General features: G+C 55.9%; 24 protein-coding genes and 1 pseudogene. 6 read left to right on the top strand and 19 right to left on the bottom strand.

Annotated features, from left to right (window positions below; genetic code table 11):
* Window positions 1–61: 61 nt before the first annotated feature.
* Window positions 62–505: a PACE efflux transporter gene (locus D5066_RS08430; protein WP_119915648.1), complete on the top strand. Its 444-nt coding sequence runs from the start codon at window positions 62–64 to the stop codon at window positions 503–505.
* Between the two features lie 117 nt (window positions 506–622).
* The gene (locus tag D5066_RS08425; RefSeq protein WP_119915647.1) at window positions 623–985 is read left to right on the top strand and encodes a TIR domain-containing protein; all 363 of its coding nucleotides are present in this window, start codon (window positions 623–625) and stop codon (window positions 983–985) included.
* A gap of 31 nt (window positions 986–1,016) precedes the next feature.
* Here the strand turns inward: D5066_RS08425 and D5066_RS08420 are convergent, their stop codons facing one another.
* The gene (locus tag D5066_RS08420) at window positions 1,017–1,778 is read right to left on the bottom strand and encodes a DeoR/GlpR family DNA-binding transcription regulator (protein WP_119915646.1); all 762 of its coding nucleotides are present in this window, start codon (window positions 1,776–1,778) and stop codon (window positions 1,017–1,019) included.
* Between the two features lie 86 nt (window positions 1,779–1,864).
* Between D5066_RS08420 and D5066_RS08415 the strand changes: the two genes are divergently transcribed.
* Window positions 1,865–2,449 carry an NUDIX hydrolase gene (locus D5066_RS08415; protein WP_119915645.1) on the top strand — a complete coding sequence of 195 codons (585 nt, stop codon included), beginning with the start codon at window positions 1,865–1,867 and terminating at the stop codon, window positions 2,447–2,449.
* A 76-nt stretch (window positions 2,450–2,525) separates the two neighbouring features.
* Window positions 2,526–3,284, top strand: a complete 759-nt coding sequence (gene tam / locus D5066_RS08410) for a trans-aconitate 2-methyltransferase (protein ID WP_119915644.1) — start codon at window positions 2,526–2,528, stop codon at window positions 3,282–3,284.
* 6 nt (window positions 3,285–3,290) lie between these two features.
* On the opposite strand, the gene D5066_RS08405 is transcribed toward tam, so the two are convergent.
* The 6 genes from D5066_RS08405 to D5066_RS08380 all read right to left on the bottom strand — a co-directional run bounded on the left by D5066_RS08405 (window position 3,291) and on the right by D5066_RS08380 (window position 8,761).
* Window positions 3,291–4,481, bottom strand: a complete 1,191-nt coding sequence (locus tag D5066_RS08405; RefSeq protein WP_119915643.1) for a cytochrome c biogenesis protein/redoxin — start codon at window positions 4,479–4,481, stop codon at window positions 3,291–3,293.
* Between the two features lie 135 nt (window positions 4,482–4,616).
* The gene (locus tag D5066_RS08400; RefSeq protein ID WP_119915642.1) at window positions 4,617–5,915 is read right to left on the bottom strand and encodes an ATP-binding protein; all 1,299 of its coding nucleotides are present in this window, start codon (window positions 5,913–5,915) and stop codon (window positions 4,617–4,619) included.
* Window positions 5,912–6,652 (bottom strand): response regulator, encoded by a 741-nt coding sequence (locus tag D5066_RS08395; protein ID WP_080327080.1) that lies wholly within the window; start codon window positions 6,650–6,652, stop codon window positions 5,912–5,914. Before D5066_RS08395 ends, D5066_RS08400 begins: the two co-directional genes overlap by 4 nt.
* Window positions 6,653–6,696: 44 nt before the next feature.
* A complete protein-coding gene (locus D5066_RS08390) occupies window positions 6,697–7,692 on the bottom strand; it encodes an alpha/beta fold hydrolase (RefSeq protein ID WP_119915641.1) in 996 nt (331 codons plus the stop codon).
* A 145-nt stretch (window positions 7,693–7,837) separates the two neighbouring features.
* The gene (locus tag D5066_RS08385) at window positions 7,838–8,278 is read right to left on the bottom strand and encodes a GNAT family N-acetyltransferase (protein WP_119915640.1); all 441 of its coding nucleotides are present in this window, start codon (window positions 8,276–8,278) and stop codon (window positions 7,838–7,840) included.
* A 12-nt stretch (window positions 8,279–8,290) separates the two neighbouring features.
* Window positions 8,291–8,761, bottom strand: a complete 471-nt coding sequence (locus D5066_RS08380; RefSeq protein WP_119915639.1) for a GNAT family N-acetyltransferase — start codon at window positions 8,759–8,761, stop codon at window positions 8,291–8,293.
* 187 nt (window positions 8,762–8,948) lie between these two features.
* Here D5066_RS08380 and D5066_RS08375 point away from each other — a divergent pair, with 187 nt between their 5' ends.
* Window positions 8,949–9,497: a GNAT family N-acetyltransferase gene (locus tag D5066_RS08375; RefSeq protein WP_119915638.1), complete on the top strand. Its 549-nt coding sequence runs from the start codon at window positions 8,949–8,951 to the stop codon at window positions 9,495–9,497.
* Here D5066_RS08375 and D5066_RS08370 read toward each other — a convergent pair.
* The 9 genes and pseudogenes from D5066_RS08370 to sad all read right to left on the bottom strand — a co-directional run bounded on the left by D5066_RS08370 (window position 9,485) and on the right by sad (window position 19,846).
* A complete protein-coding gene (locus D5066_RS08370) occupies window positions 9,485–10,399 on the bottom strand; it encodes a bestrophin family protein (RefSeq protein WP_119915637.1) in 915 nt (304 codons plus the stop codon). The genes D5066_RS08375 and D5066_RS08370 overlap by 13 nt on opposite strands.
* 200 nt (window positions 10,400–10,599) lie before the next feature.
* Entirely contained in the window at window positions 10,600–12,051 is a 1,452-nt protein-coding gene (locus tag D5066_RS08365; RefSeq protein ID WP_119915636.1) for a tagaturonate reductase, read from the bottom strand.
* Between the two features lie 116 nt (window positions 12,052–12,167).
* On the bottom strand, window positions 12,168–12,695 hold the full coding sequence (locus tag D5066_RS08360) for a GNAT family N-acetyltransferase (RefSeq protein ID WP_119915635.1): 528 nt from the start codon (window positions 12,693–12,695) through the stop codon (window positions 12,168–12,170).
* Between the two features lie 82 nt (window positions 12,696–12,777).
* Window positions 12,778–13,743, bottom strand: coding sequence for a sensor domain-containing diguanylate cyclase (locus D5066_RS08355; protein ID WP_119915634.1), 966 nt, complete (start codon window positions 13,741–13,743; stop codon window positions 12,778–12,780).
* A 110-nt stretch (window positions 13,744–13,853) separates the two neighbouring features.
* Window positions 13,854–15,302 carry a GGDEF domain-containing protein gene (locus D5066_RS08350; RefSeq protein ID WP_119915633.1) on the bottom strand — a complete coding sequence of 483 codons (1,449 nt, stop codon included), beginning with the start codon at window positions 15,300–15,302 and terminating at the stop codon, window positions 13,854–13,856.
* A 107-nt stretch (window positions 15,303–15,409) separates the two neighbouring features.
* Window positions 15,410–15,772 carry a DUF4186 domain-containing protein gene (locus D5066_RS08345; protein ID WP_119915632.1) on the bottom strand — a complete coding sequence of 121 codons (363 nt, stop codon included), beginning with the start codon at window positions 15,770–15,772 and terminating at the stop codon, window positions 15,410–15,412.
* On the bottom strand, window positions 15,772–16,698 hold the full coding sequence (gene glsB / locus D5066_RS08340) for a glutaminase B (protein WP_080327089.1): 927 nt from the start codon (window positions 16,696–16,698) through the stop codon (window positions 15,772–15,774). The genes D5066_RS08345 and glsB overlap by 1 nt, the downstream gene beginning before the upstream one ends.
* A 62-nt stretch (window positions 16,699–16,760) precedes the next feature.
* Window positions 16,761–18,350, bottom strand: a pseudogene (locus D5066_RS08335) (methyl-accepting chemotaxis protein).
* 107 nt (window positions 18,351–18,457) lie between these two features.
* Window positions 18,458–19,846 (bottom strand): succinate-semialdehyde dehydrogenase, encoded by a 1,389-nt coding sequence (gene sad / locus D5066_RS08330; protein ID WP_119915631.1) that lies wholly within the window; start codon window positions 19,844–19,846, stop codon window positions 18,458–18,460.
* A 98-nt stretch (window positions 19,847–19,944) separates the two neighbouring features.
* On the opposite strand from sad, the gene ptrR reads away from it, so the two are divergent.
* On the top strand, window positions 19,945–20,823 hold the full coding sequence (ptrR, locus tag D5066_RS08325) for a putrescine utilization regulator PtrR (RefSeq protein ID WP_119915630.1): 879 nt from the start codon (window positions 19,945–19,947) through the stop codon (window positions 20,821–20,823).
* Here ptrR and D5066_RS08320 read toward each other — a convergent pair.
* From D5066_RS08320 to D5066_RS08310, 3 genes are all read right to left on the bottom strand, one after another.
* A complete protein-coding gene (locus D5066_RS08320; RefSeq protein WP_119915629.1) occupies window positions 20,777–21,259 on the bottom strand; it encodes a GNAT family N-acetyltransferase in 483 nt (160 codons plus the stop codon). The genes ptrR and D5066_RS08320 overlap by 47 nt on opposite strands.
* A gap of 91 nt (window positions 21,260–21,350) precedes the next feature.
* Window positions 21,351–22,145: a PhzF family phenazine biosynthesis protein gene (locus tag D5066_RS08315; protein ID WP_119915628.1), complete on the bottom strand. Its 795-nt coding sequence runs from the start codon at window positions 22,143–22,145 to the stop codon at window positions 21,351–21,353.
* Between the two features lie 26 nt (window positions 22,146–22,171).
* Window positions 22,172–22,960 carry a PhzF family phenazine biosynthesis protein gene (locus D5066_RS08310; protein WP_119915627.1) on the bottom strand — a complete coding sequence of 263 codons (789 nt, stop codon included), beginning with the start codon at window positions 22,958–22,960 and terminating at the stop codon, window positions 22,172–22,174.
* Window positions 22,961–23,047: the final 87 nt, after the last annotated feature.

Raw genomic sequence — 23,047 nt, 5'->3', positions numbered from 1 at the left:
TTATATAAGGTTAAAAGACGTTTGATATACTCCAGGCTTTGACCACCGCTGCTGTAGACTTATGGAAATTGAACTCGATAAAAGCTTCAAAGAAAGGATTTTCCACGCTGTCATTTTTGAAGTGACGGCTAACGTTATCATCGCTCTGTCTCTTGCATGGCTGATGAACGTTTCGGTACTCCAGTCCGGTTCGTTGTCCGTGATATCCGCACTTACCGCAACAGTCTGGAATTTTATCTTCAATAAGCTCTTTGACTCCCTGCAGAAAAAACATCAGTTTCAACGAACGTTCCTCGTTCGCACCATCCATGCGGTTGGGTTTGAAACGGGCCTTATCGTCACCTTGATCCCTGTGGCCATGTTCATGCTGAATTTAACGATCGCAGAGGCATTTTTTGTCGAGATTGGCCTTGTGCTGTTTTTCCTGCCATACACGATGCTCTTTAACTGGCTCTATGATTACCTTCGTTGGACATTAGTTGGGAGTAAACGGTCTGCTGTGTAGCGAGATTTCACCCGCCTGCCTGATTATGCTTGATACTGCACGATAATGCCGATTATCATCCTCGTGATATGACACACAAACCTGCAACTTCATGCAAAAACACTTAACGAGGTGGATATGACGCAACAGTTGATTTTGATTGCTGGCCCCTATCGAAGCGGTACCGATGGCATTCAGGCCCGCATTGATGAAAATCTTGCCCGTCTTGAACGAGCTGCATTAGCCGTTTACCAGCGCGGCCACGTTCCGGTGATTGGTGAATGGCTGGCGCTTCCACTGGCGAAGGCCGCGGGCTCGACGTCGGTTGGCGATGAAATTGCAGAATCGATGCTGTATCCCGTTGCACACCGGCTTATCGCAAAATGCGATGCGATTTATCGTATTGCCGGCGCGTCTCAGGGCGCGGATATGGACATAGAGGTTGCCCGGAAACACGGCCTCACGATTTATACCACGCTTGAAAGCATTCCTCAGGCTTAACGGCGCCCGCGCCAGCCAGTTTCTGGCTGGCTCACGCGTTAGCCAATACGACCGATACCCCTTTTTCCGATACTGCCGTAATCCAGCCTTGATCGGTATCGCCTTCAACCACAATCGTATTCGCCAGTGCCACATCGCCAATCACAAATGATGACGCCGTATTTATTTTTTCCGGCGACGCCAGGACAACCGTCTCGGCGGCTCTGCCGGAAAATGCACGTTTGATGTTCGCCTCTTCGAAATCTCCGGTCGTCAGGCCTGCTTCCGGATGGATGCCGGTCACGCCCATAAAGAACAGATCCGCATGAATATTTTCGATACCTTCGATGGCCGCCGCGCCGACGGCGACAATCGAGTGTTTATACAAACGGCCGCCGATCAGAATCACCTCAATAAAAGGATGATTAACAAGCCCCAGGGCAATGCTCGGACTGTGCGTCACCACGGTAATGCGCAGGTCATGCGGTAAAAAGGCGATCAGTTCTGAGGTGGTCGTTCCACCGTCAACGATCACCACCTGGCCTGAAGAAATCAGCTGCGCTCCCTTCTGCGCCACCTTTCTTTTGGCATCCATTTTAACGGACTGTCGTTCCGCGAAAGGCACAATAGCGGAAGACGACGGCAGCGCGCCGCCGTGAACCCGCTGTAAACGCCCTTCTGCTGCCAGCTCGCGCAAATCGCGTCGGATGGTGTCTTCAGAGACGTCGAAGAGAATGCTGAGCGCTTTTGACTGGACCTGACCTTCGGCGCCGAGCTTTTCAAGGATTAACTGTTTTCGCTGACTGGTGAGCATCCTGGATTCCTGATCTTGCATGTTTAATCTTGAAACTGCACGTTAATGCTGATATTGATAGTTACTCTACGTAAGGAGGACGAAACGTGCAATCAAAACGTGCAGATGTGCGCATCATTGACAGTGAAACCCTGTCCGATAACTGGTACTTACTTAAAAAATATACCTTTGACCTGCAGAGACGCGATGGCGAATGGCAGCGGCAAACGCGTGAAGTTTATGACCGCGGGAACGGTGCCACGATCCTGCTCTACAACCGTGACCAAAAAACGGTGATTCTGACCCGCCAGTTCCGCTTTCCGGTGTTCATTAATGGCCATGAGGACGATCTGATTGAGGCGGCGGCCGGTTTGCTCGATAACATGGATCCGGAAAGTCGCATTAAGGCTGAAGCGGAAGAAGAGACCGGGTTTAAGGTGTCGAGCGTGCAGAAAATCTTTGAAGCCTACATGAGCCCAGGCTCCGTCACGGAGAAACTCTATTTCTATATTGCCGAGTATCAGCCGAAGGACAAAACCAGCGCAGGCGGCGGTATCAAAGCGGAGGGAGAAGATATCGACGTGCTGGAAATGCCCTTTGAAGAGGCATTGCGGGGAATTGATACGGGTAAAATCGTCGACGGAAAAACCATCATGCTGCTCTATCACGTTGCTCTGAAAGGCATTCTGTAACCTGCCCGACGCCTGTTCCGGTGCAGGTGTCGGCCTGTGCTATCCTTCCTGAAACACGCAAAACGGAGATCTGAAGATGGCCGACTGGAACCCTTCTCTTTATCTGCAATACGGCGCTGAACGAACGCGCCCTGCCGCCGAGCTGCTTGCCAGAATTCCACTGAGTGACGTCGGCACCATCGCCGATTTGGGCTGTGGGCCGGGAAACAGCACCGCGCTGTTGCGGCACCGCTGGCCGTCATCGCAGATCACCGGGGTCGATAACTCACCGGCGATGCTGGAAGAGGCACGTAATGCGCTGCCCGACTGCCACTTTGTTGAGGCTGATATCCGCCAGTACAAGCCAGGCCAGCCGTTGAAACTCATCTATGCGAACGCATCGCTACAGTGGATCCCTGACCATTACGATCTCCTGCCGCACCTGGTGTCACTGCTCACGCTCAATGGCGTGCTGGCGATCCAGATGCCGGACAACTGGCTTGAGCCCACGCATGTCGCGATGCGTGAAGTGGCCCTTGAGCAAGGCTACCCGGACCGTGGCCGCGAACCGCTGCCTGGCGTACATGCCTATTACGATATTTTGTCGGAGGCCGGTTGCGAAGTGGATATCTGGCGGACAACCTATTTCCATAAAATGCGCTCCCACCAGGCCATTATTGACTGGGTAAGCGCCACCGGTTTGCGCCCGTGGCTCCAGGAACTGAACGAGAGCGAGCAGCATCGATTCCTGGAACGCTACCATGAACTGCTGGAAGAGCAGTATCCGCTCCAGGAAAACGGGCAGATACTGCTGGCTTTTCCACGGCTGTTTATGGTGGCTCAGCGTCAGCCCTGAACGGGGCTATGAACGGGCTTCTTTGAGCAGCTGCTGGATAACCTTTTCCTGCTGCTCATAATTTCCTTCGCCAAATGAGGTATAGCGGAGCTGCCCTTTAGCATCGAAATAGTAGTGCGCGGGCCAGTACTGGTTGCCGAAAGCGTTCCAGATCTGGTAATTGTTATCCGTTACGACCCGGTACGGCAGCTGCCATTTATTAACCGCATTTTTCACCGAGGCGATCGGTTTTTCCCAGGGGTATTCCGGCGTGTGAACACCGATGACGACCAGCCCCTGAGACTGGTACGTTGTCGCCCAGTCACGCACGTGTGGAAGCGTATGCTGGCAGTTAATGCAGTCCCATGTCCAAAAATCGATCAGAACCACCTTCCCTCGCAATGCTTCAGACGTGACAGGGTCACCGTTTACCCACCCCGTTCCACCGCTTAACGAAGGCAGCTGACTGCTGGGCTCGGTCATAACGACCGGCTGGAGCTTCGCCGGTTGATTGACCGGTTTTGCCAGGTTCAGCAGCGTGGTTTCAAGGCGATCCGCCACGCCGTTTGCGCCTTTCAGAGCCGAGGTCATTCCGGTGGCATTAACGACGACAGCCGCTAACATCGCCACGCCCGCGGCCTGACGTAACCTTTCCATCAGCGAAGATTTTGCTCTCAGCGGTGCCATCAGCGTGCGGCCACCGAGAACCAGCAGGCCGAGCATCAGCGCGCAGCCGCTACCGTAGGCGGCCAGCAACGCCCCGGTGGCGATGGCTGAATGCCCTGCAATATTGATGCTGAAAATGGCGCCAAGAATAGGCCCCGCGCAGGGAGACCAGAGCAGCCCGACCGCCAGACCGGCCAGAAAAGCGGAAACCATACCGCGCGTCTTACCGCTTCGGCTATTCAGGAGATTTCCCGCGCTGACCGCAGGCCCGGCGATGCGCTGGGCGAAGGAGGGAAAAATTAACGCCAGCGCGGCCGTGGCCAGGACGATAAGCGCGATCCAGCGCCCGACGATAGTTGCCTCTGCTATCCACTCGCTGGCAACGGTGACGGCCATCGCCACCAGGGTGAACATGACGATCATCCCCGCGAGCAGCGCCAGAATGTGTCGCCGCTGCCCCTGAAAACCGGCGAACAGAAGAGGAATAACCGGGAGCGTACATGGACTGAGCAGGCTTATCATCCCGCCCAGGAAAGCAATTATCAGAAACATAGACACCTCACAATACAAGTCCTGCGACGCTGCAGTGAGGCTATTTCAACGTACGGATGTGTTCAGGATATGTGTAAAAGCGTGGGTTTTGTCTGGCTCTGTATCGCCCATGCGCGAAGATACAGAACCGTACAATTAACGGCGCGGGAGAGTAATCGAAACGTCCAGCCCGCCCTGTGCGCGGTTCGCCAGCTTTAGCTTTCCGTCCAGCTGAGCGGTGAGCTGCGCAGCGATCGCCAGGCCGAGTCCTGTCCCGCCGGTGTCGCGGTTGCGTGATGTTTCTACCCGATAAAACGGCTGTAATACCGCCTCCAGCTCGGCATCCGGTATTCCCGGCCCGCCGTCCATAATGTGAATCACCACCTCTCCGGTAGTCGAGTCATCAATGGTAATGGTGGCGTAGTCGCCAAATTTCAGGGCGTTATCCAGCAGGTTGGTCATCACCCGACGAAGCGCCTGCGGCCGCGTCACAATGGGTATACGGGTCTCGCCTGCCTGAAACTGCACGTTTTTTCCGATGTCCTGATAATCGCAGGCGATGCTGTTGATCCAGGCGTTCAGTTCCAGCTTCAGCGAGGTCTCTTCCAGGGATTCTGATGACCGGGCATACGCTATACCCTCCCGCACCAGGCGCGACATATTATCAAGATCGTTTAAGAGCTTGTCGCGAAGTTCAGGCTGCTCCGCCATTTCGACGCGCAGCTTCATGCGGGTGATCGGCGTCTGCAGATCGTGCGAAATGGAGGCCAGAATCTGCGCCCGCTCCCTGAGATAAGACTGGATACGCGCCTGCATCGCGTTGAAGGCATGGGCGGCCCTTTGCACCTCCAGCGGCCCCTTTTCCGTCATCGGCGTGCTGGCCGCCGGGTCCAGAGAGTCAACCGCGCGGGTGAATTGCGAAAAAGGCCGAATCACCTGCCGCACGGCGATCCAGGAGCAGGCCGCAAGCAACAACAGCTGCAGGATAAGGACAACGGGTAGCCAGCTGGCGACCGGCGGCATGCGTGGGATCAGGTCAATGGTCAACGGCGCGCCGTCGCGTAACCTAAGGTGCGCCTGAATGTGCGAAATGGGCCCGGGAACAGCGGTGAAGCTGAGCGGGTACTGTGCTTCGAGCGTCGCTTTTAAGGTACGGATGGCGTCCCGCGAACGCTTGTCCGTCGGCGCGTTGCCGGGTTCCCCTGGACCGAGGATGTAACGATAATTGCCCCGTTCGAGGCGCGGCAGCCAGGCCGCACGTTCATTGGCCGGCAAGCGGTCTAAAATGGCCACGCTGGTTGCGACATCGTATTCCAGATTACCGAGCATCACCGTGCGTGCGCTGTGCATGCGTTCAATCATGACCAGCGTCAGGCTCAGGGCGTTGGCCAGCAACAGGCCGGGAAGCACAATGATCAGCAGGCGGGCCAGCAGAGAGCGTGGCCAGAGTGTCATTCGTTGGCCTCTTTGATAGTAACCGGCATGGTAAATACGTAGCCCTCGCTGCGCACGGTTTTAATATACGCGGGCGTGCGGGCATCTTCATTCAGCCGCTGACGGACCCGGCTAACCAGAAGGTCGATTGAGCGTTCAAACAGCTCGGCGTCGCGCCCCTGCGTCAGGTTGAGCAGCTGATCGCGGGTCAATACGCGCTGAGGATGGTCAAGGAAAACGCGCAGCAGGCGATACTCCGCCCCGCTGAGCGCCACAATAACTCCTTCCGGGTCGATCAGGTGACGGGCAACGGTATCGAGCTGCCATTCCCCGAACATCACCAGCCGCCCTGCCTCCGTGACCTGTAAATTGGGCGGCATCGTGCGAAAACGCCGTAAAATGGCTTTGATACGCGCCAGCAATTCCCGCGCGACAAAAGGCTTCACGACGTAATCATCGGCCCCCATTTCCAGACCCAGGATCCTGTCCGTCTCCTCGTTGCGTGCCGTCAGCATCAGGATGGGCAAATCTTTGTGTTTACCGCTGCGTAGCTGCCTGCACAATGTAAGACCATCGTCCCCGGGCATCATCACGTCCAGCACCACCAGGTCGATATGCTGTTTATCCAGCACGACGCGCATCTCTTTGCCGTTTGCCGCGCCAGAGGCGCGATAACCGGACTTGACGAGATAGTCGATAATCAGTTCACGAATATCCCTGTCGTCATCGACGACAAGGATATGATCAATATGCTCCACCGAACTCTCCAGACCGAAGGGTAACGTACTGAAAATAGCACATTTCAGAGTTTGTCAGCGTCAACAACTGCCTTGACGAAATCCTGCGGATCTTCCTGAGGCGGATTGTGCCCCACGGCTGCGCCGAAGGTACGGTGTTCATACTTACCGGTGAATTTACCCGCGTAGGCCTGCGGTGCCGGATGCGGCGCACCGTTGTTTCCGCCTTCGATGGTGATTGTCGGTACGGTGATATTTGGCAGCGTGGCCAGTTTTTGCTCGTAGGCATCGTACTTGCGCTCGCCTTTTTCCAGCCCTAACCGCCAGCGATAGTTACTGAGCGTCACCGCGACGTGGTCCGGGTTATCAAGGGATTTGGCGCTGGCGTTAAAAACTGCGTCGCTAAATTTCCAGTCCGGCGAGGCCTGAGACCAGATCAAACGCGCGAAGTCATGGGTGTTTTTAGCATAGCCTTCAGCACCGCGTTCTGTGGCGAAATAGAACTGATACCACCACTGCTGCTCCGCTTTTGGCGGCAACGGCTGTTTACCGATCTGCTGACTGCTGATGAGATAACCACTCACCGAAACGAGTGACTTAACGCGCTCTGGCCATAATGCCGCAACGATATCCGCGGTGCGGGCACCCCAGTCGTATCCTGCGAACACGGCCTGTTTAATGTTCAGGGCATCCATCAGGTTCACAATATCTTTCGCCATTGCGGAAGGCTGGCCGTTGCGCGGCGTTTTGGCTGACAGGAAACGCGTAGTGCCGTAGCCGCGCAGAGAAGGCACAATTACGCGGTAGCCTTTTGCCGCCAGTGCGGGCGCGACGTCGGCGTAGCTGTGAATATCGTAGGGCCAGCCGTGTAATAAAATGACCGGCTGGCCGTCTTTCGGACCGATGTCGACATACCCGACGTTAAGATCGCCGGCATTAATTTGCTGCGGGTGATCAAAGGCTGCCGCGAAATTTGTGCCGGTGACTTCGGCCTGACAGGACATTACGGTTCCAAGAGAAACGGTCAGTGCGAGAGTTGAGTAAGCAAGTTTGCTGAACATGTTGATATCTCCGGTTGAGTACAATTCACGGGGATATATCAACACCGCAATGTATAGCGGATATGTGCGGAAACGACTTTATTGCAAGCCTGTGTATGTATCCGGAATACAGATACAGTGTGATACAAACACAGGCGTTTTTGCCTTAAAGAGAGAGACGATAGCGGACGTAGTCGTCAGCGTCACCGTATTGGTCATAGAGTTTACGCGCCGGATTGTTCTCCCGGGTGACCCAGTAGAGCTTTGACCACCCTTCGCGCTTTCCTTCCGCTATCAGGGCATCGATGAGCGCTTTTCCTGCTCCAGCACCGCGTTCGGCGGCATCAACAAACAGATCTTCCAGGTAGCAGATGGGTGCGGTTGACCAGGTTCCTTCGTGCAGAACACACATTGCGAAACCGATGACCTTTGCGTCTTTCTCTACCACGCGGCAGAACATCGGAGAATGCGCTGAGAGCGCCCTTTCCCATGTCGATGCGGTAACGGACTCCTCGAGGTAGCAATCATAAAAATGGGTGTAGCCATCCCACAGCGGTCGCCACTGGGAATAGTCGTCTTCGTGTAGAGATCTTACCGTGACAGCCATGCGTTCCTCACATTACAAGTCGATTGCCATTTCAAAACAGCGTAAATCAGCCCCCGCCATACGCGAGTGATGATAGTTTTCGCGTAGCGTCACGAACCCCAGCTTCTGATAAAAGGTCTGGGCGTTAGGCGTTGCATCTAACCTCAGGCGGGTTATGCCGTGGCTGCGCGCCTCGTGTATAAGCGCCTCAATAATTCGGGACGCCATGCCTTTTCCGGTGGCTGCGGGCAAGGTGAATATGGCCTCAAGGCAATGTGTATCAAGATCCAGATAACCGGTTGCCGCAATCACGCCCTTCTCGTCTTCCACCACGTAAAAAGGATATTCAATGACCATTTGGCGGTAATGCTCGGGCATCAGATCCGGCGTCCAGCGTGCAATCACGTCAGCCTCGTAGCTGGTTTTGCAGCCGTGACGAATCGCCTGATTGCGAATATTCCAGAGTATTTCGGCTTCAGATGGCTTAGCTTTTCGTAACGTCATTTCACCTCTCTCCCTGCTAGTTCCGCGGCACTTGTAATCACTTATCCAAGTTGACGTGTGAGCTCAACCTGAACCGGTCCGGTTGGAAAGCGCTTCGGATAGAGACCAGAACGTATATAGAATGTGATAGAAGTGAAAATACCAGAACGCAAACAAAAACATAACGCTTAAATAAGGAGATCCGCAGATGAAAATACCGACCCTCACGACAGAACGCCTCCTGCTGAAACCGCTGGTTGCCGAAGATGCGGTTCAGATTCAAAAGCTTTATCCGCGCTGGGAGATTGTCCGCTATATGGTCTCTTCCGTGCCCTGGCCCTACCCGGAAAACGGCGCAGAAAACTATGTGAATAACGTCGCGCTGCCGGATATGGCAAAAGGGATTGCCTGGTTCTGGAGCATCCGACGTCGTGAGGTGCCGGATGCGTTGATGGGCATTATCTGTTTGTACGACGTTGACGATAACAACCGCGGATTCTGGCTGGCGCCGGAGTTTCAGGGACAGGGATATATGCGCGAGGCCAGCATTGCGGCGACGGATTACTGGTTTAACACCCTGAACAAACCGGTTTTACGTGCCCCGAAGGCCGCCGCTAACAGCCGCTCCCGTCGTATTTCAGACAGTAGCGGCATGCGGCTTATCCGAACGGAAAAGAAAGCCTACGTCAGCGGGATGCTGGACTCCGAGCTGTGGGAGATCACCCGAGACGAATGGAACGCCCGTCAGGTCAGCTGATAATACTTATCCGGCATCATTCTTTCGGGAATGTTCTCTTCATCGTTCATCTGCAGCAGATCGCGTTCCATCATGTTGCAGATGGCGTCCAGCGGCAGGTCGTTATCTTCTGTCCCAAACGGGTCTTCCAGCTCTTCCGCCAGGGTGTCCAGCGAGATAAAGGTGTAAGAGATCAGGGCTGAGACGAACGGCGTCATATAGTGCAGGTCAACGACCAGCGCGAACGGCAGCATGATGCAGAAGAGATACACCGTGCGGTGCAAAATCAGCGTATAGGCAAACGGTACGGGCGTTGTCGCAATACGTTCACAGCCGGAAAGGACGATGGACATATCGTTCAGACGGTTGTTCAGGCTGTGGAACAGGATGTCCGAAAGCTGTCCGTTACGCCGCCGCACGGCCAGCCACTCCCCCATGATCAGTAAAATACGGTTCGCCGGCGAGTTGGCATCCATCACTTTGCGTAAATCATCAGGAGTGAGATAAGGCGCCAGCCGATCGGCGCGGGTGTCCCGGCGCAGAGTCATGCGCAGGCAGTGAGCAAAGGCGATCTGCAGGCGGACAAACTCGCCCAGGTGCTTATCGTCAGGCAAGGTGTTTTTTACCTCGCGAAACAGCGAGCGTGCCGCTATCATCAGTTGCCCCCACAGCTGGCGAGCCTCAACGTAGCGTGAATAACAGGCATTGTTTCTGAAACCCAGAAAGATCGCGATCGCCACGCCGAGAATGCTAAATGGTGCCACGGTAAATTTGATGCCCAGCGAGGTATACCACGGCAGCATCAGGATAACGGCAATAGAAAGCAGGAAGTTGAGCAGCAGTCGGGTGTAAATCTTGGGAAGTACCGAACCGTGCCAGACAAAAATCAGTTGTAGCCAGTGCTGTTTAGGACGAACAATCATAGTGAGTTTCAGGCAAGAAAAGAGCGTGGCTATTAAACGTGATCCCCCTCACAGTTGCAAGCTTGTTAACGGGACATTGCATTTTCTCACCTGAATAGCGAAAAGCGCACGGTGCTGCATGGATTTTTAAAGAGTAAAGGGGATAGTATGTTGTAACTAATGAGGTTGTATTTAAACCCGGCCGAAGCCGGGTCACGTTATCAGCAAAGCGGTTTGACCGCTGCGCGCATCCCCTTTAGCAGAATGGTATCAAGATCCCGCGTCACCTGGTCAACCAGACCATTCACCTGCGTCAGATCCTGTTCCCAGTGCTCGCGCACGCTCAGTACCGACTGCACCAGGTCATGGGTACTCAACTGCTGGTCTCGATGCCGGGCCCAGAGCTGTTGATAACGTTCCAGCCAGAACGCATCATCCTGCACCGGGTAGTTATCTCCGTTACGCTCCGCGCGATAAAACGCGATCAGTGCTGCTAACGCAAACGTCAGACGCGCTGGCAGTTGACCTGTTGCCTGCTGCCCTGCCAGCAGCTGCGGCAGAATACGCGTGCGGTACTTAGTCATGCCGTTGAGCGCAATGGAAAGCAGCTGGTGTCTGATGTAAGGGTTACGAAAACGCCCGGTAACCGCACTGGCGAAAGATTCCAGCTCGTCACGCGGCAAATCGAGAACCGGAATAATTTCTTCATAAATCGCTTTTTCGACGAAGGCGCATACGTCTTCATCGTTCATCGCCTCGCCTACGGTATCCAGCCCGGCCTGATAGGCCACCGGCACCAGAGCCGTGTGCGCACCGTTGAGAATGGCAACTTTGCGCTCTTTATAAGGCTTGATGTCGTCGACAATCAGCACGTTTAACGGGTACTTATCCAGGCGCAGTTCATGAGCAAGTGAGGCTGGCCCCTGAATCACAAACAGATAGAAATGTTCAGCCGTGTCCAGGAAACCGTCGTGATAGCCCAGCTCAGCCTCAAGCGTGTCCACTTCGTCGCGCGGGTAACCTGTCACGATACGGTCAACCAGCGTTGAGCAGAAGTGGTTTGCCTCGTTAAGCCACTGGATAAAAACAGCAGGTAGCGCCCACTCGCGAGCATAACGCAGGACGAGTTCACGCAGCGCATCACCGTTGTAGTCGATAAGCTCACAGGGGATGATTATCCAGCCCTTGTCCGGCGCACCGTTGAAGTGGCTAAAACGCTCAAACAGCAGGCGCGTCAGTTTCGCCGGATAGCTCACAGCCGGGGCATCTTCGAACTTATCCCCCGCGTGATAGCCGATCCCTGCTTCGGTCGTGTTCGAGAATACAAAGCGCATATCTGTGTTGTGAGCCAGTTTCAGGAACGCATCATACTGGCTGTAGACGCTAATCTCCCGGTTAACGGAGCGGATGACGCGGCTCTCGCTCACCGCCTCGCCCTGCTCGTTCAGGCCGCGAATGATGGTGGTATAAAGACCATCCTGGGTACTCAGCGACGGCGGGAAATCACTTTGAATAGGTCGAACGATAACCACGCCGGCATTGAGATCGGTATGTTCGTTTAACAGGTCAATTTGCCAGTCGACAAACGCACGCAGGAAATTGCCTTCACCAAACTGAATGATGCGGTCGGGATACTGCGCACCGGGGAAATCACGACGGTTGAGCGTGTTCACAATGGGTTCCTTTTATGATTAGTCATACAGCCTGATAAGATTGGTACGATAACTTACCAAAACTTTACGACCAGGAACCCTGTTTCGATCAATCCATTGCGTGGTTGTGAAAATATTTATAAGAATTTATAGAACACGGAGGTGGCCGTCATCGCACCGTCCGGCATCAGGGCATAGCGTGGGATCTCACCCACTTTTTGCCAGCCAGCCCGCTGGTAAAAAGTTTCAGCCCCGCTACCGGTGGAAGTATCGAGAACCAGAACCGAAATGTTCCTGGCCCGGGCCTCAGCTTCAAGCGCTTCCATCAGCGCCATTGCGGCGCCTTTACGACGTGCATTTTCATGCACAAGAAGCTTCGCCACATCTGCACGATGCGGCTGGTTTTCCGGCTGGTCGGTAATCAGCTGCACCGTACCCATCACGCCCAGCAGTGGATCAATACTGGCAAGCACAACGCGTTTATTCCGCCCTACGCTTTCAGCGATGCCGCACCAGAAAGCGCGCGCCTTAGCGAGGCTAAATGGCAACATGAAACTGACCGACGCGCCGCCCTTGACGCAGTTTTCAAGGATCCCGGCCAGCGCATCAAGATGGGTGAGAATATCGTCCCGGGTGAGGTTTTTGATTTGCAGTGAGGTATTCATTTCTTTTCCTTACGTTGAATACCCACACTTTGCATTTAACATTTTTTTAACGCAAACGGTTCGGTCATACGCTTTAATTATGTCACCGGGCGCGCGACCGCTGCTGCTTCATGGCATACATCTTTTCGTCGGCGTCTTTGAGCCACTGCTGCAGGTCATTGCCGTTATGATCGAATTCGCTCAGCCCCCATGAGAAATGAAGCGACCAGGGGTGCAGCTTGCGCGCGTTATAGTTTTCGACCTGCTCGGTAAGATACTGCATGGCAATCCACGCGCCCTTTTCATCGGTATCGGCAAACAGCACGGCAAACTCATCGCCACCAAAACGGACCAGCAGATCCGCTTCGCGGAAAGAGGTGCGCATCAGCTGCGCCATCACTTTCAGCGCCTTGTCACCTTCTTCATGTCCGTAGCGATCGTTAATCTCTTTAAAACGATCCAGATCCAGCCAGCCGAGGGTCAACGGCTCGGCACGGCGTCGGGCGATGGAAAGCGTGAACCGAACGAACTGATTAAAGCCCCGTCGGTTGAATAACCCGGTCAATTCATCGGTGGTTGCCGCGCTGACTGCGGCAAACTCATCCTCAGCCAGCGCGCCCAGGTCGCCCAGCACGGCAAGATCGGCGGCTGAAAACTCCCTGGGGGCGTAGTCAATCAGGCAGAGCGATCCGACGCTTGCGCCGTTACGTAAGCGCAGCGGGAAACCCGCGTAAAACCGCACGCGCGGCTCACCGGCCACCAGCGGATTATCCGCAAAGCGATCGTCCTGCAGCATATCCCCCACCACCAGCGGTGCCTCGCTGAGAATGGTATGGCCACAGAATGAAATATGGCGTGGAACGGAATCTGGCGCCTGGCCATCAGCCGACTTAACGATCAGCGAATGCTCATCAATGAGATTGACCATCGCCAGCGGTACCTGGAAAAAACGTTTTGCCAGACGCGTTAAGCGGTCAAACGCGGGGGAACTGTCAATATCAAGCAGACCCGATTCGCGCAGCGAGTTCAGACGTTCCGTTTCATTTTCAGGGGTTGCAGGTGCTTTCATAATGTCTCCTGACGTAAAGCGTTACTCAAAGCGTAGCTTAAACAGAGACATTGTCAGTGTGCCAACATCCTGTTATGCCGCTTATTATTCTCGTCAATGCCTTATGACGATTAACGCAGTTCGGTTTCGCTTCCGGTAGCGACCGTAACGTGTTCGTCCGGTCCCCGGGCACTGGTAAGATTTCGGCCCGCTTTTTTTGAACGATAAAGGTTATCGTCCGCTTCGGCCATGAGCTTGTTAAAGACCTCGGTCAGCCGCCATGACTCAGATTTTCCACTTCCCAGGCCAATACTGACCGTCAGGGAAAGCGTTTGCTGACGCCAGGTGAAAGGATGTTTAGCGACGGTAGTTCTGATGCGTTCAGCCAGCTCAAAACCATGCTGTGCGTCGCCGGAGTTCACGACCACGGCAAACTCTTCCCCGCCCATCCGCGCCACCATCCCGTCTTCGCCAACAACTCGCTGAACCTGACGGGCAAACGAGGCCAGCACGCGGTCCCCGCACTCGTGGCCGTAGTTATCATTGATGCTTTTAAAGTAATCAATATCCAGCAGCATCACGGTCAGAAAACGCGAATGGCGGTGCGTCTCTTCGCGTTTCAGCGCCTCGTAAAGCCCCGAACGCGAGTAAACCTGCGTCAGAAAGTCATAATCCGCCCGCAGGGAAACCTGGCGGATCAGGGAATTAATCGCCGCCATGCTGACGGATACCATTATCGGGCAGATCGCCATGGTGGCAATGCCGAGCCTGGCGGAGAACATCATTGGGGTCGACAGTGGCGTCGCCACGGCAATATTGATAATGGAATTGGCGACCAGAATGATTTCAGTCGCCCCCGTCATAAACGTCAGCACGCAGGTCGTTGGTAAAGCGTACCGTACCGCACACCAGATAAGCGCAGGCAGCGGGAATGCCAGACTCCCCGCGCCGCCTATCACCACCGACGCGAACACCGAAATAATCAGCGCGATGACCGGCAGCAACTGCTCCAGACGCAGCCTGAGTTCACGCGCGGGCATACGTAACGTAAGCATACATGGCACCACGAGCACACCGGTCGAGAACTGTTCGCTAAACCAGTCGGCAAACAGCGGCCAGAACGTGTGGCTGTCAATACCAACCGACCCCACCGCGCCGAGCAAGGCACAAAGCAGCGCGGCAATCAGGCAATAGTTAAACAGGCGTAGCGCATTAAGTGGATCGGGCGTTTTCTTCATCAGCCGCCTGTCGCGCTGCACCAGCACGGCGACAACGACGATAAAGATCATGTTAGAAAGGTTGATCGTCACTGAGGCCATTCCCCAGCTCGTTGTTACCGCGTCGTACATCAGCATTGCGACATAGGACACCGCGTAGTAATGCAGCCGATTCAGGTAAACATAGCGGGCAAAAATCCCCGCCATCACGCCATTCAGCGGCCAGAACAGCGATAACGCCTCGACCAGCCGTAATTCCGCCCCCACAAAATAAAACAGCGTCGTCAGAATAAAGATTGCCGAGGCATTACGCAGCGGCGTATCGGGTTGGAACAACCTGAAGGCGGTAAGAGCAGGACGCATAAAATATCATTCCATATGGAAGCTTATGGCAATTATTGCGGTCGTCAGCACGATCGGGACTCACTTAACCTGCATCTATAACACAATTACTACAGGATCATAACTCGTCAAATTTGGGCGTTCATATGTATCACCAGCCAGTGGTGGATCACGCTGACGATATACTGCTGTTGCTGCGCGGTAAGCTGAACGCCCTGCGGAATGTGATGCCATTTTGCCAGACAGCCCCGGCAGCAGGTGGCGGTGGCATGCTGGGCGATAAACACCGGATGGCCGCGCATGGGCGTCTGTTTGCCATCGTTTGCGGGGTGCGCGGGGGCAAGACGCTTAGCGACAAAATCCGCGGCATGCTGGTCAATGGTTTCGGGGCCTTTGTCCCAGCAGTATTGCCGTTCTTTATTGCCTAAGCGGAAGCGCGAGCGAAATGGCGATCGCGCCAGACGGGAAAAGAGGGGACCCAGATCAGACATCAGTATACGGAACGTCCCAGCCGTTGGGTCAGTTTCTCCAGAACCGCCACGCCGGCAAGCGAATTCCCGGTTTCATCCAGTTCCGGGCTCCAGACGGCAATTGCCATTTCATGCGGCACAATCGCCACCACTCCGCCGCCAACGCCGGATTTAGCCGGAAGCCCGACGCGCCAGGCAAACTCCCCGGCATTTTGATACATCCCGCTGGTTGCCATCAGGGCATTGACCTGACGTGCCTGCAAAGGGGAAACCACCTCCTGATCGAGATGCGGTGCGTGCCCCTGGTGCGCAAGGAACAGGAACGTCTGGGCCAGTTCGACGCAGCTCATTTTCAGGGCGCAGTAATGGAAATAGTTTTGCAGCACGGTCGCCACGTCGTTGTGGAAATTGCCGAAGGATTTCATCAGCCAGGCGATGGCCGCATTGCGGGCCGAGTGCTCAAACTCAGAGCGCGCCACGACCGGATCGTAGGCAATATCGTCCACACCCGAGAGCTGGCGGACAATCTCAAGCATTCGCTGACGCGGTGCGCTGAGGCGGCTTTGCAGCATATCGCAAACCACCAGCGCCCCGGCGTTGATAAAGGGGTTACGCGGCTTACCCTGTTCGATTTCGAGCTGAAGCAGTGAGTTAAAAGGCTGGCCGGACGGATCTTTCCCCACGCGCTGCCAGATCTCTTCTTCCTCATACTGACGCATCGCCGCGACCAGACTCAGCACTTTAGAAATGGACTGAATGGAAAAACGCTCCGTTGCATCACCTGCCTGGTATCGTTGTCCGTCAATGGTACAGATAGCAATACCCAGCTTATTCCCGCTGACCGAGGCAAGGGCCGGAATATAGTCGGCAACCTTCCCCTTTCCAATTAACGGACGAACCTGTGCCAGAATCTCGTCCAGCATCTCATTATGGATGACCGCAGCCACACTTTGCTCCTTGCCCTCAGGCTAAAACGGGCTGCGAGTATAACAGAGGCTTATGTATTGCGTCAGGCGCTAAGACGAAAACGCGAAACGGCCTGCAATAAAAGATCGGACTGCTTTTGCAGACGTTCTGAGGCCTCTGAGGCGTCAGCGACCAGCAAATCCGTCTGGCGGGAGACCTGATTCAGCGCCTGAAGCTGGTGCGTCATCTGATGAATACTCTCCCCCTGGCTGAGCGTGGCGGTTGAGATCTCATTCAGAAGGCTGCTTAAATTACCCACCAGACCGGTGACCTGCTGCAGATTCTCTTCCATCAGGTTCACGGCGCGGGAACCGTCTTCGATACCCTGCACGGAGCGATTAATCAGCGCCTGAATAGTCTGCGTGGAGTGGCTGCTCTTTCGGGCAAGCAGGCCCACTTCGCGGGCGACGACGGCAAACCCGCGTCCCTGGTTTCCGGCATGGGCGGCCTCGATGGCGGCATTCAGCGCCAGAATGTTGGTCTGAAACGCCACGCTGTCGATCATCGCCACGATCCCGCGCATCTCGGACGATCACTCGACGATCGCCTGCATGGAGGCATTCACGGTCGACATCATCTTGTCCCCCCCTACCGCGGCCTGACGCGCTTCATCCGCCCGCGAGCTGGCGAGCCTGGCATAGCCGGTATTCCCTTCCACATGGTTTTCCAGCGACGCGATGTGTGCCGTAACCTCTTCCAGCTCTTTTGCCTGACGAGCCGACTGCTGGTACAGCTTCTGGTTTCCCTGCGCCAGGGAACCAATATTCTCAACCATCGCCGTCGTTGCATGGCTGACCTGCGTCACCAGCTGCTGCAGGCCGTGCTGCATGGTCGCAATGCTGTCGCTAAGCTGCCCGGTCTCCCGGTTAAAGCGCATAACATCGGGCGGTGTGCCGGAGAGATCTCCGGCGGCCAGCTGGTTGATGTGCGCAATAAGCCGACGCAGCGGCGTAATCACCCACCTGGACATGCCGAACCAGACGGCAACGGCGATGGCGAGCAACAGCACCGGCGCCAGCAGGAACAACGTTTGCAGATCGGAAAGCTGCGCCATTAAGGTCTGACGCCCCTGCATCGCCTGCTTCTCGCTGGCCTGCTGATAGCGCGCGTAGTTGTCGTTAAAATCGGTCTGAAACGCCTGCGCCGGTACGGCAAAAAAGGCATCAATCGAGTTGGTCCTGACAAGCGCCTCGGATTGCTCTTTAATGGCATCGTAGAAAAGCTGATAGCTGTTCACCAGCGCCTCATCTTTTGGCGGACTGAGCGCCATCCAGGCCTTCCACGCCTGCTGAGACACCGCCAGCGACTTTTGCGCGTCGTCCATCAGGCTGTGCCAGCTTCCTTCCGAGCCGGTCTCTTTATCCTGCATAAACCAGACGCCGGAGCGGTTGAGCAGATCGCTCGCCGCCAGCAGGGAGACGCGCGCCAGATCCAGCTTGCTCTGCTGCTGATACGCCAGAAGATTTTGCTGTTCGTTGCGCTGAGCTTCCTTCAGGGAGGCGTTCAGCAGAAAGGATGAGGAGAGCTGCAGCGCGGAGAAAAGGCCAATAATACAAAAGATACCCGTCAACAGGCCAAACTGACGCGGGATAAGACGCTGCGCAATACGACGAAAAATTTGCGTTAGGTTCATAATTTTCTTCAGTAACAAGACGTTAGACGCGTGCGAGTCTACGAAACGAAAATGACAGAACCATTGCAGATAAATGACAGCGGCCCTCGTGATGAGGGCCGAATAAATTACACGCGATCCTTCCAGACCGTCTGCACATTACAGAACTCGTGCAAACCAAAATGGGAAAGCTCGCGGCCAAAGCCGCTTTTCTTCACGCCACCAAAGGCCACGCGCGCGTCGCTGGCGCTATAGCCATTAATAAACACCCCACCGCACTCCAGTTCGCGAGAGAATTTATCCGCAAGCGCTGCGTCAGCGGTAAAAACGGTGGCGGAGAGGCCAAAGTCGCTGTCGTTGGCAAGCGTCAGGGCGTGCGCCGCGTCTTTCGCAACGGTAATGGCCGCGACCGGACCAAACAGCTCCTGACGGAAGGCCGTCATCGACGGAGTGACGTTTGCCAGCACGGTTGGTGCGTAATAATTCCCCTCACCGCTGATTTTCTCTCCGCCCAGCAGCAGCGTTGCCCCTTCTGCCAGGCTCGCCTGTACCTGCTGATGCAGTTCATCGCGCAGGTCATAACGCGCCATCGGGCCAAGGTAGTTCTCTTCTTTATCGGGCGCGCCCATCTTCAACGCGGCGACGGCGTCAACAAAGCGTCGGGTAAAGGTATCTGCAATACCCTCTTCTACAATGAAGCGTTTGGCCGCCGCGCACACCTGTCCGGTGTTCTGGTAGCGCCCCGCAACCGCCGCCTTCACGGCAAGATCCAGGTCGGCATCGTTGAGAACGATGAACGGGTCGGAGCCACCCAGCTCAAGCACGCATTTTTTCAGTGCCGCCCCGGCCTGCGCGCCAATAGCGGCCCCGGCACGCACGCTGCCGGTGACGGTCACGGCCGCAATGCGGCGATCGTTAATCGCCTGGCTTACGCCATCATTGGTGGCGTTCACCCATCCGAAAACACCTTCAGGAAGACCGGCATCCGCAAAAATCTGCGCGATAAGTTCCGCCGAGCCGAGCACGTTGGGGGCGTGTTTAAGCAGATAGCTGTTGCCCGCCAGCAGAATTGGCACCGCGCCGCGCAGCACCTGCCAGAGCGGGAAGTTCCACGGCATGACTGCCAGAATCGGCCCCAGCGGACGATACTCTATGACCGCATTGTGATTCTCAACCTGCGTGGGTTCAGCATTCAACATCGCCGGGCCATGCTCCGCATACCAGTCGCACAGTCCGGCAGATTTAGCGACCTCAGCCCGTGCCTGAAGAATGGGTTTACCCATCTCCAGGGACATCATCCGGGCCATCTCTTCCGCACGACCGCGCAGCGCAGCGCCGAGATCGCGCAGCTTCTGCGCCCGGTGGGCAACGCTTTCGCGCCGCCACTGACGAAAGCCCGCATCAGCCAGCGCGATGGCACGTTCAACCTCTTGCGGCGTCGCCCACGGATACGCAGCGAGCGTTTCGCCCGTTGCCGGGTTAACGGACAGGGCATGTGTAGCAGATGAATATTTCATGATGTTCTCCACGCATTTCTGTTGATTAAGTGTGGCTCACTCTGCTATTTCTTAAAAATGAATAATACTGACCACCTTATTCACGAAACGAGAATGCTATGGATTTAACCCAGCTTGAAATGTTTAACGCCGTCGCGCTGACGGGCAGCATCACCCAGGCGGCGCAGAAGGTGCACCGCGTTCCTTCGAATCTGACGACCCGCATTCGTCAGCTGGAGGCCGATCTTGGCGTTGAGCTGTTTATTCGCGAGAACCAGCGTTTGCGCTTATCCCCCGCCGGGCATAACTTCCTGCGCTACAGCAGGCAGATCCTGGCGCTTGTTGATGAAGCACGCATGGTCGTCGCGGGCGATGAACCGCAGGGGCTGTTTGCCCTCGGCGCGCTGGAGAGCACCGCCGCCGTGCGCATCCCTGAAACACTGGCGCAGTTTAACCAGCGCTATCCTCGCATCCAGTTTGCCCTTTCTACCGGGCCGTCCGGAACGATGATTGATGGCGTACTGGAGGGAACCTTAAGCGCCGCCTTTGTCGACGGGCCGCTGTCGCACCCGGAGCTGGAGGGAATGCCGGTCTACCGCGAAGAGATGATGCTGGTCACGCCCGCCGGGCATGCAGAGGTGACACGCGCTACACAGGTGAGCGGCTGCGACGTTTATGCTTTTCGCGCAAACTGCTCGTATCGCCGACACCTGGAAAGCTGGTTTCACGCGGACAGATCCACGCCGGGACGCATTCACGAGATGGAGTCCTATCACGGTATGCTCGCCTGCGTCATTGCGGGCGCGGGCATCGCGCTGATGCCGCGCTCAATGCTGGAGAGTATGCCGGGCCACCATCAGGTTGAAGCCTGGCCGCTGGCGGAAAACTGGCGCTGGCTCACTACCTGGCTGGTGTGGCGACGCGGGGCGATGACCCGCCAGCTGGAAGCGTTCATAGCGCTGCTAAACGAACGTCTTCAACCAGCGCCTTCTCCATAAACAGGCTGAGCGGATCGTCAGCATACGGGGGAAACGCCGGACGCACATCGTATCCGCACTGTTCATAGAGACGAATCGCGGCGGGTTGTTTGATCCCCGTCTCCAGGCGTACCGTGTGGCAGTGACGGCTCAGGGCCTCGTCTTCCAGGGCGGCCAACAGCGTCTCTCCGAGATGCTGCCCACGATGGGCTGGATCGATATAGACCCGCTTCATCTCCCCCGTTCCGTCGCCGTTGAGCACGATGGCCCCACAGCCCACGGCCTGTAGCTGCTGGTCGCGGACGATCATCAGGATGAGCGACATCTCCGGCAGCGCAGCCAGATCGAGCAGATGATTGCTTTCAGCGGGATAGAGTTCGCTCTGATAGCGGTCAAGCGCCGCTATCAGTTTGAGAATGTCAGGATGACGGGCAGATTCAGAGGTAATGGAATACATGGCAGGCTCCTTGCTTGTTTTTGAGACTCAATTCCAACATAGCGCAGCCCTGCCAGGGTGCTTCATAGTATTAACTTATAGCGCTGTCCGGCTAGCGTAAGAAGATACGTCCTTTCAGATACAGCGTGGCCTGGCCGCCAATCAGCACGCGGTCGCCCTTCAGTTCACAGCGAAGATCCCCGCCGCGGTACGACACCTGGCGGGCGTTGAGCGACGTCTTACCCAGCCTTTCACTCCAGTAGGGGATCAGCATGCTGTGCGTGGACCCGGTAACCGGATCTTCCGGCACCCCTTCGCCCGGGCAGAAGAAGCGGCTGACGAAGTCATATTCCCCCTCGCCCGGCGCGGTCACGCAGACCATTTTGTCCAGCGGAACCATCGCGCCAATATCCGGCGTTAACGCCTCCACCTGCTGCTGGCTCTCCAGCACGACCATGTAGTCTCGCCCGACGCGCACCTCTTTTGCCTCCGGGATGCCCAGCGCGCTAAACAGCGCTGCCGGTGGGTTATCGACCGCCTCCGTTGACCACGCGGGAAAGTTCAGCGTCAGCCAGTCGCCGCTGCGTTTGACCGTCAGCTCGCCGACAAAGCGGGTGCTAAAGCGAATTTCCGTATGCGGATAATCCAGATATTCAAAAATGACGTGTGATGCCGCAAGGGTCGCATGGCCGCAGAGGTTAATTTCATGCAGCGTGGTGAACCAGCGCAGCTCAAACCCGCTGTCGGTGCGCACGAAAAAGGCGGTTTCCGACTGGTTATGCTGCTGCGCCATTTTGAGCAGCGTCTCGTCAGGCAACCACTCTTCCAGAGGACATACCGCCGCAGCGTTGCCGCCAAAAGTTTTGTCGCTGAAGGCATCCACCAGATAAAAATCAATTTCCCGCATTGTCTCTTCCTCTCTTGTTATGGTTTTTAGCGCAAATAGACGGAGCCTTTCAGATAGCATGAGGCCTGGCCGCTCATCAGGACGCGTTCCCCTCGCAGCTCGCAGCGCACGTCACCGCCGCGTGCTGATACCTGGCGGGCAAACATCGTCGCTTTACCGAGCTTTTCGCTCCAGTAGGGGATCAGCATCGTATGTGCGGATCCGGTCACCGGATCTTCCGGAACGGAAACGCCCGGCGAGAAGAAGCGGCTGACAAAGTCATATTCCCCCTCTCCTCGCGCCGTCACGCTCACTTTATGCTCGCCCGGCGTCATCGCCGACAGGTTCGGCTCAAGAGCTTCCACCTGCTGGCGGTTCTCCAGAACGATAACCCACGCACGCCCTTTGCGCGCGTCAACGTAGCGCTGGATACCGAGCGCCGACAGCATCTCCGGCTGCGGCGTTTCCTCCCGGGTGGGGCTAGCCGGGAAGTCAAGCGTCATCCACTCTCCCTGCCGGCTGACCGTCAGGCGGCCAGACGCGGTATCGAAATGGATCCGCGAGTCGGGATAATCCAGTTCAGTAAACAGGACGTACGCGGCGGCCAGCGTCGCGTGTCCGCAGAGATTGACTTCGGTGAGCGTGGTAAACCAGCGTAGCTCAATGCCACCCTTAGTGCAGACGAAAAATGCGGTTTCTGACTGATTATGCTGCTGCGCCATTTTCAGTAACGTTTCATCCGGCAGCCATTCGTTCAGCGGGCACACCGCAGCCGGATTGCCGCCGAACGAGGTATCGCTGAACGCATCTACCAGATAAAAATCAATCTCCTGCATTGTCTTACCGCCTGTTTTTGCTGTGTTGTACTTTTATATTCAATGAAAACAACGTCCCCGGCTACCGCTTTCATAAGGTAAATATTG

Source organism: Enterobacter chuandaensis, assembly GCF_003594915.1.
In the GTDB taxonomy this organism is placed as follows: domain Bacteria; phylum Pseudomonadota; class Gammaproteobacteria; order Enterobacterales; family Enterobacteriaceae; genus Enterobacter; species Enterobacter chuandaensis.
Note: the sequence above shows the minus strand (reverse complement) of the source record. Positions and strands in the feature narration are given on the sequence as shown.

What these genes read in the sequence shown, in the direction of transcription:
- D5066_RS08350 (WP_119915633.1), bottom strand. Translation starts at nt 15,302, where the DNA reads ATGCGTCCTGCTCTTACCGCCTTCAGGTTGTTCCAACCCGATACGCCG.
- D5066_RS08385 (WP_119915640.1), bottom strand. Translation starts at nt 8,278, where the DNA reads ATGGCTGTCACGGTAAGATCTCTACACGAAGACGACTATTCCCAGTGG.
- D5066_RS08425 (WP_119915647.1), top strand. Translation starts at nt 623, where the DNA reads ATGACGCAACAGTTGATTTTGATTGCTGGCCCCTATCGAAGCGGTACC.
- D5066_RS08400 (WP_119915642.1), bottom strand. Translation starts at nt 5,915, where the DNA reads ATGACACTCTGGCCACGCTCTCTGCTGGCCCGCCTGCTGATCATTGTG.
- D5066_RS08420 (WP_119915646.1), bottom strand. Translation starts at nt 1,778, where the DNA reads ATGCTCACCAGTCAGCGAAAACAGTTAATCCTTGAAAAGCTCGGCGCC.
- ptrR (WP_119915630.1), top strand. Translation starts at nt 19,945, where the DNA reads ATGGATTTAACCCAGCTTGAAATGTTTAACGCCGTCGCGCTGACGGGC.
- sad (WP_119915631.1), bottom strand. Translation starts at nt 19,846, where the DNA reads ATGAAATATTCATCTGCTACACATGCCCTGTCCGTTAACCCGGCAACG.
- tam (WP_119915644.1), top strand. Translation starts at nt 2,526, where the DNA reads ATGGCCGACTGGAACCCTTCTCTTTATCTGCAATACGGCGCTGAACGA.
- D5066_RS08405 (WP_119915643.1), bottom strand. Translation starts at nt 4,481, where the DNA reads ATGTTTCTGATAATTGCTTTCCTGGGCGGGATGATAAGCCTGCTCAGT.
- D5066_RS08380 (WP_119915639.1), bottom strand. Translation starts at nt 8,761, where the DNA reads ATGACGTTACGAAAAGCTAAGCCATCTGAAGCCGAAATACTCTGGAAT.
- D5066_RS08320 (WP_119915629.1), bottom strand. Translation starts at nt 21,259, where the DNA reads ATGTATTCCATTACCTCTGAATCTGCCCGTCATCCTGACATTCTCAAA.
- D5066_RS08360 (WP_119915635.1), bottom strand. Translation starts at nt 12,695, where the DNA reads ATGAATACCTCACTGCAAATCAAAAACCTCACCCGGGACGATATTCTC.
- D5066_RS08390 (WP_119915641.1), bottom strand. Translation starts at nt 7,692, where the DNA reads ATGTTCAGCAAACTTGCTTACTCAACTCTCGCACTGACCGTTTCTCTT.
- D5066_RS08370 (WP_119915637.1), bottom strand. Translation starts at nt 10,399, where the DNA reads ATGATTGTTCGTCCTAAACAGCACTGGCTACAACTGATTTTTGTCTGG.
- D5066_RS08375 (WP_119915638.1), top strand. Translation starts at nt 8,949, where the DNA reads ATGAAAATACCGACCCTCACGACAGAACGCCTCCTGCTGAAACCGCTG.
- D5066_RS08315 (WP_119915628.1), bottom strand. Translation starts at nt 22,145, where the DNA reads ATGCGGGAAATTGATTTTTATCTGGTGGATGCCTTCAGCGACAAAACT.
- D5066_RS08355 (WP_119915634.1), bottom strand. Translation starts at nt 13,743, where the DNA reads ATGAAAGCACCTGCAACCCCTGAAAATGAAACGGAACGTCTGAACTCG.
- D5066_RS08430 (WP_119915648.1), top strand. Translation starts at nt 62, where the DNA reads ATGGAAATTGAACTCGATAAAAGCTTCAAAGAAAGGATTTTCCACGCT.
- D5066_RS08345 (WP_119915632.1), bottom strand. Translation starts at nt 15,772, where the DNA reads ATGTCTGATCTGGGTCCCCTCTTTTCCCGTCTGGCGCGATCGCCATTT.
- D5066_RS08310 (WP_119915627.1), bottom strand. Translation starts at nt 22,960, where the DNA reads ATGCAGGAGATTGATTTTTATCTGGTAGATGCGTTCAGCGATACCTCG.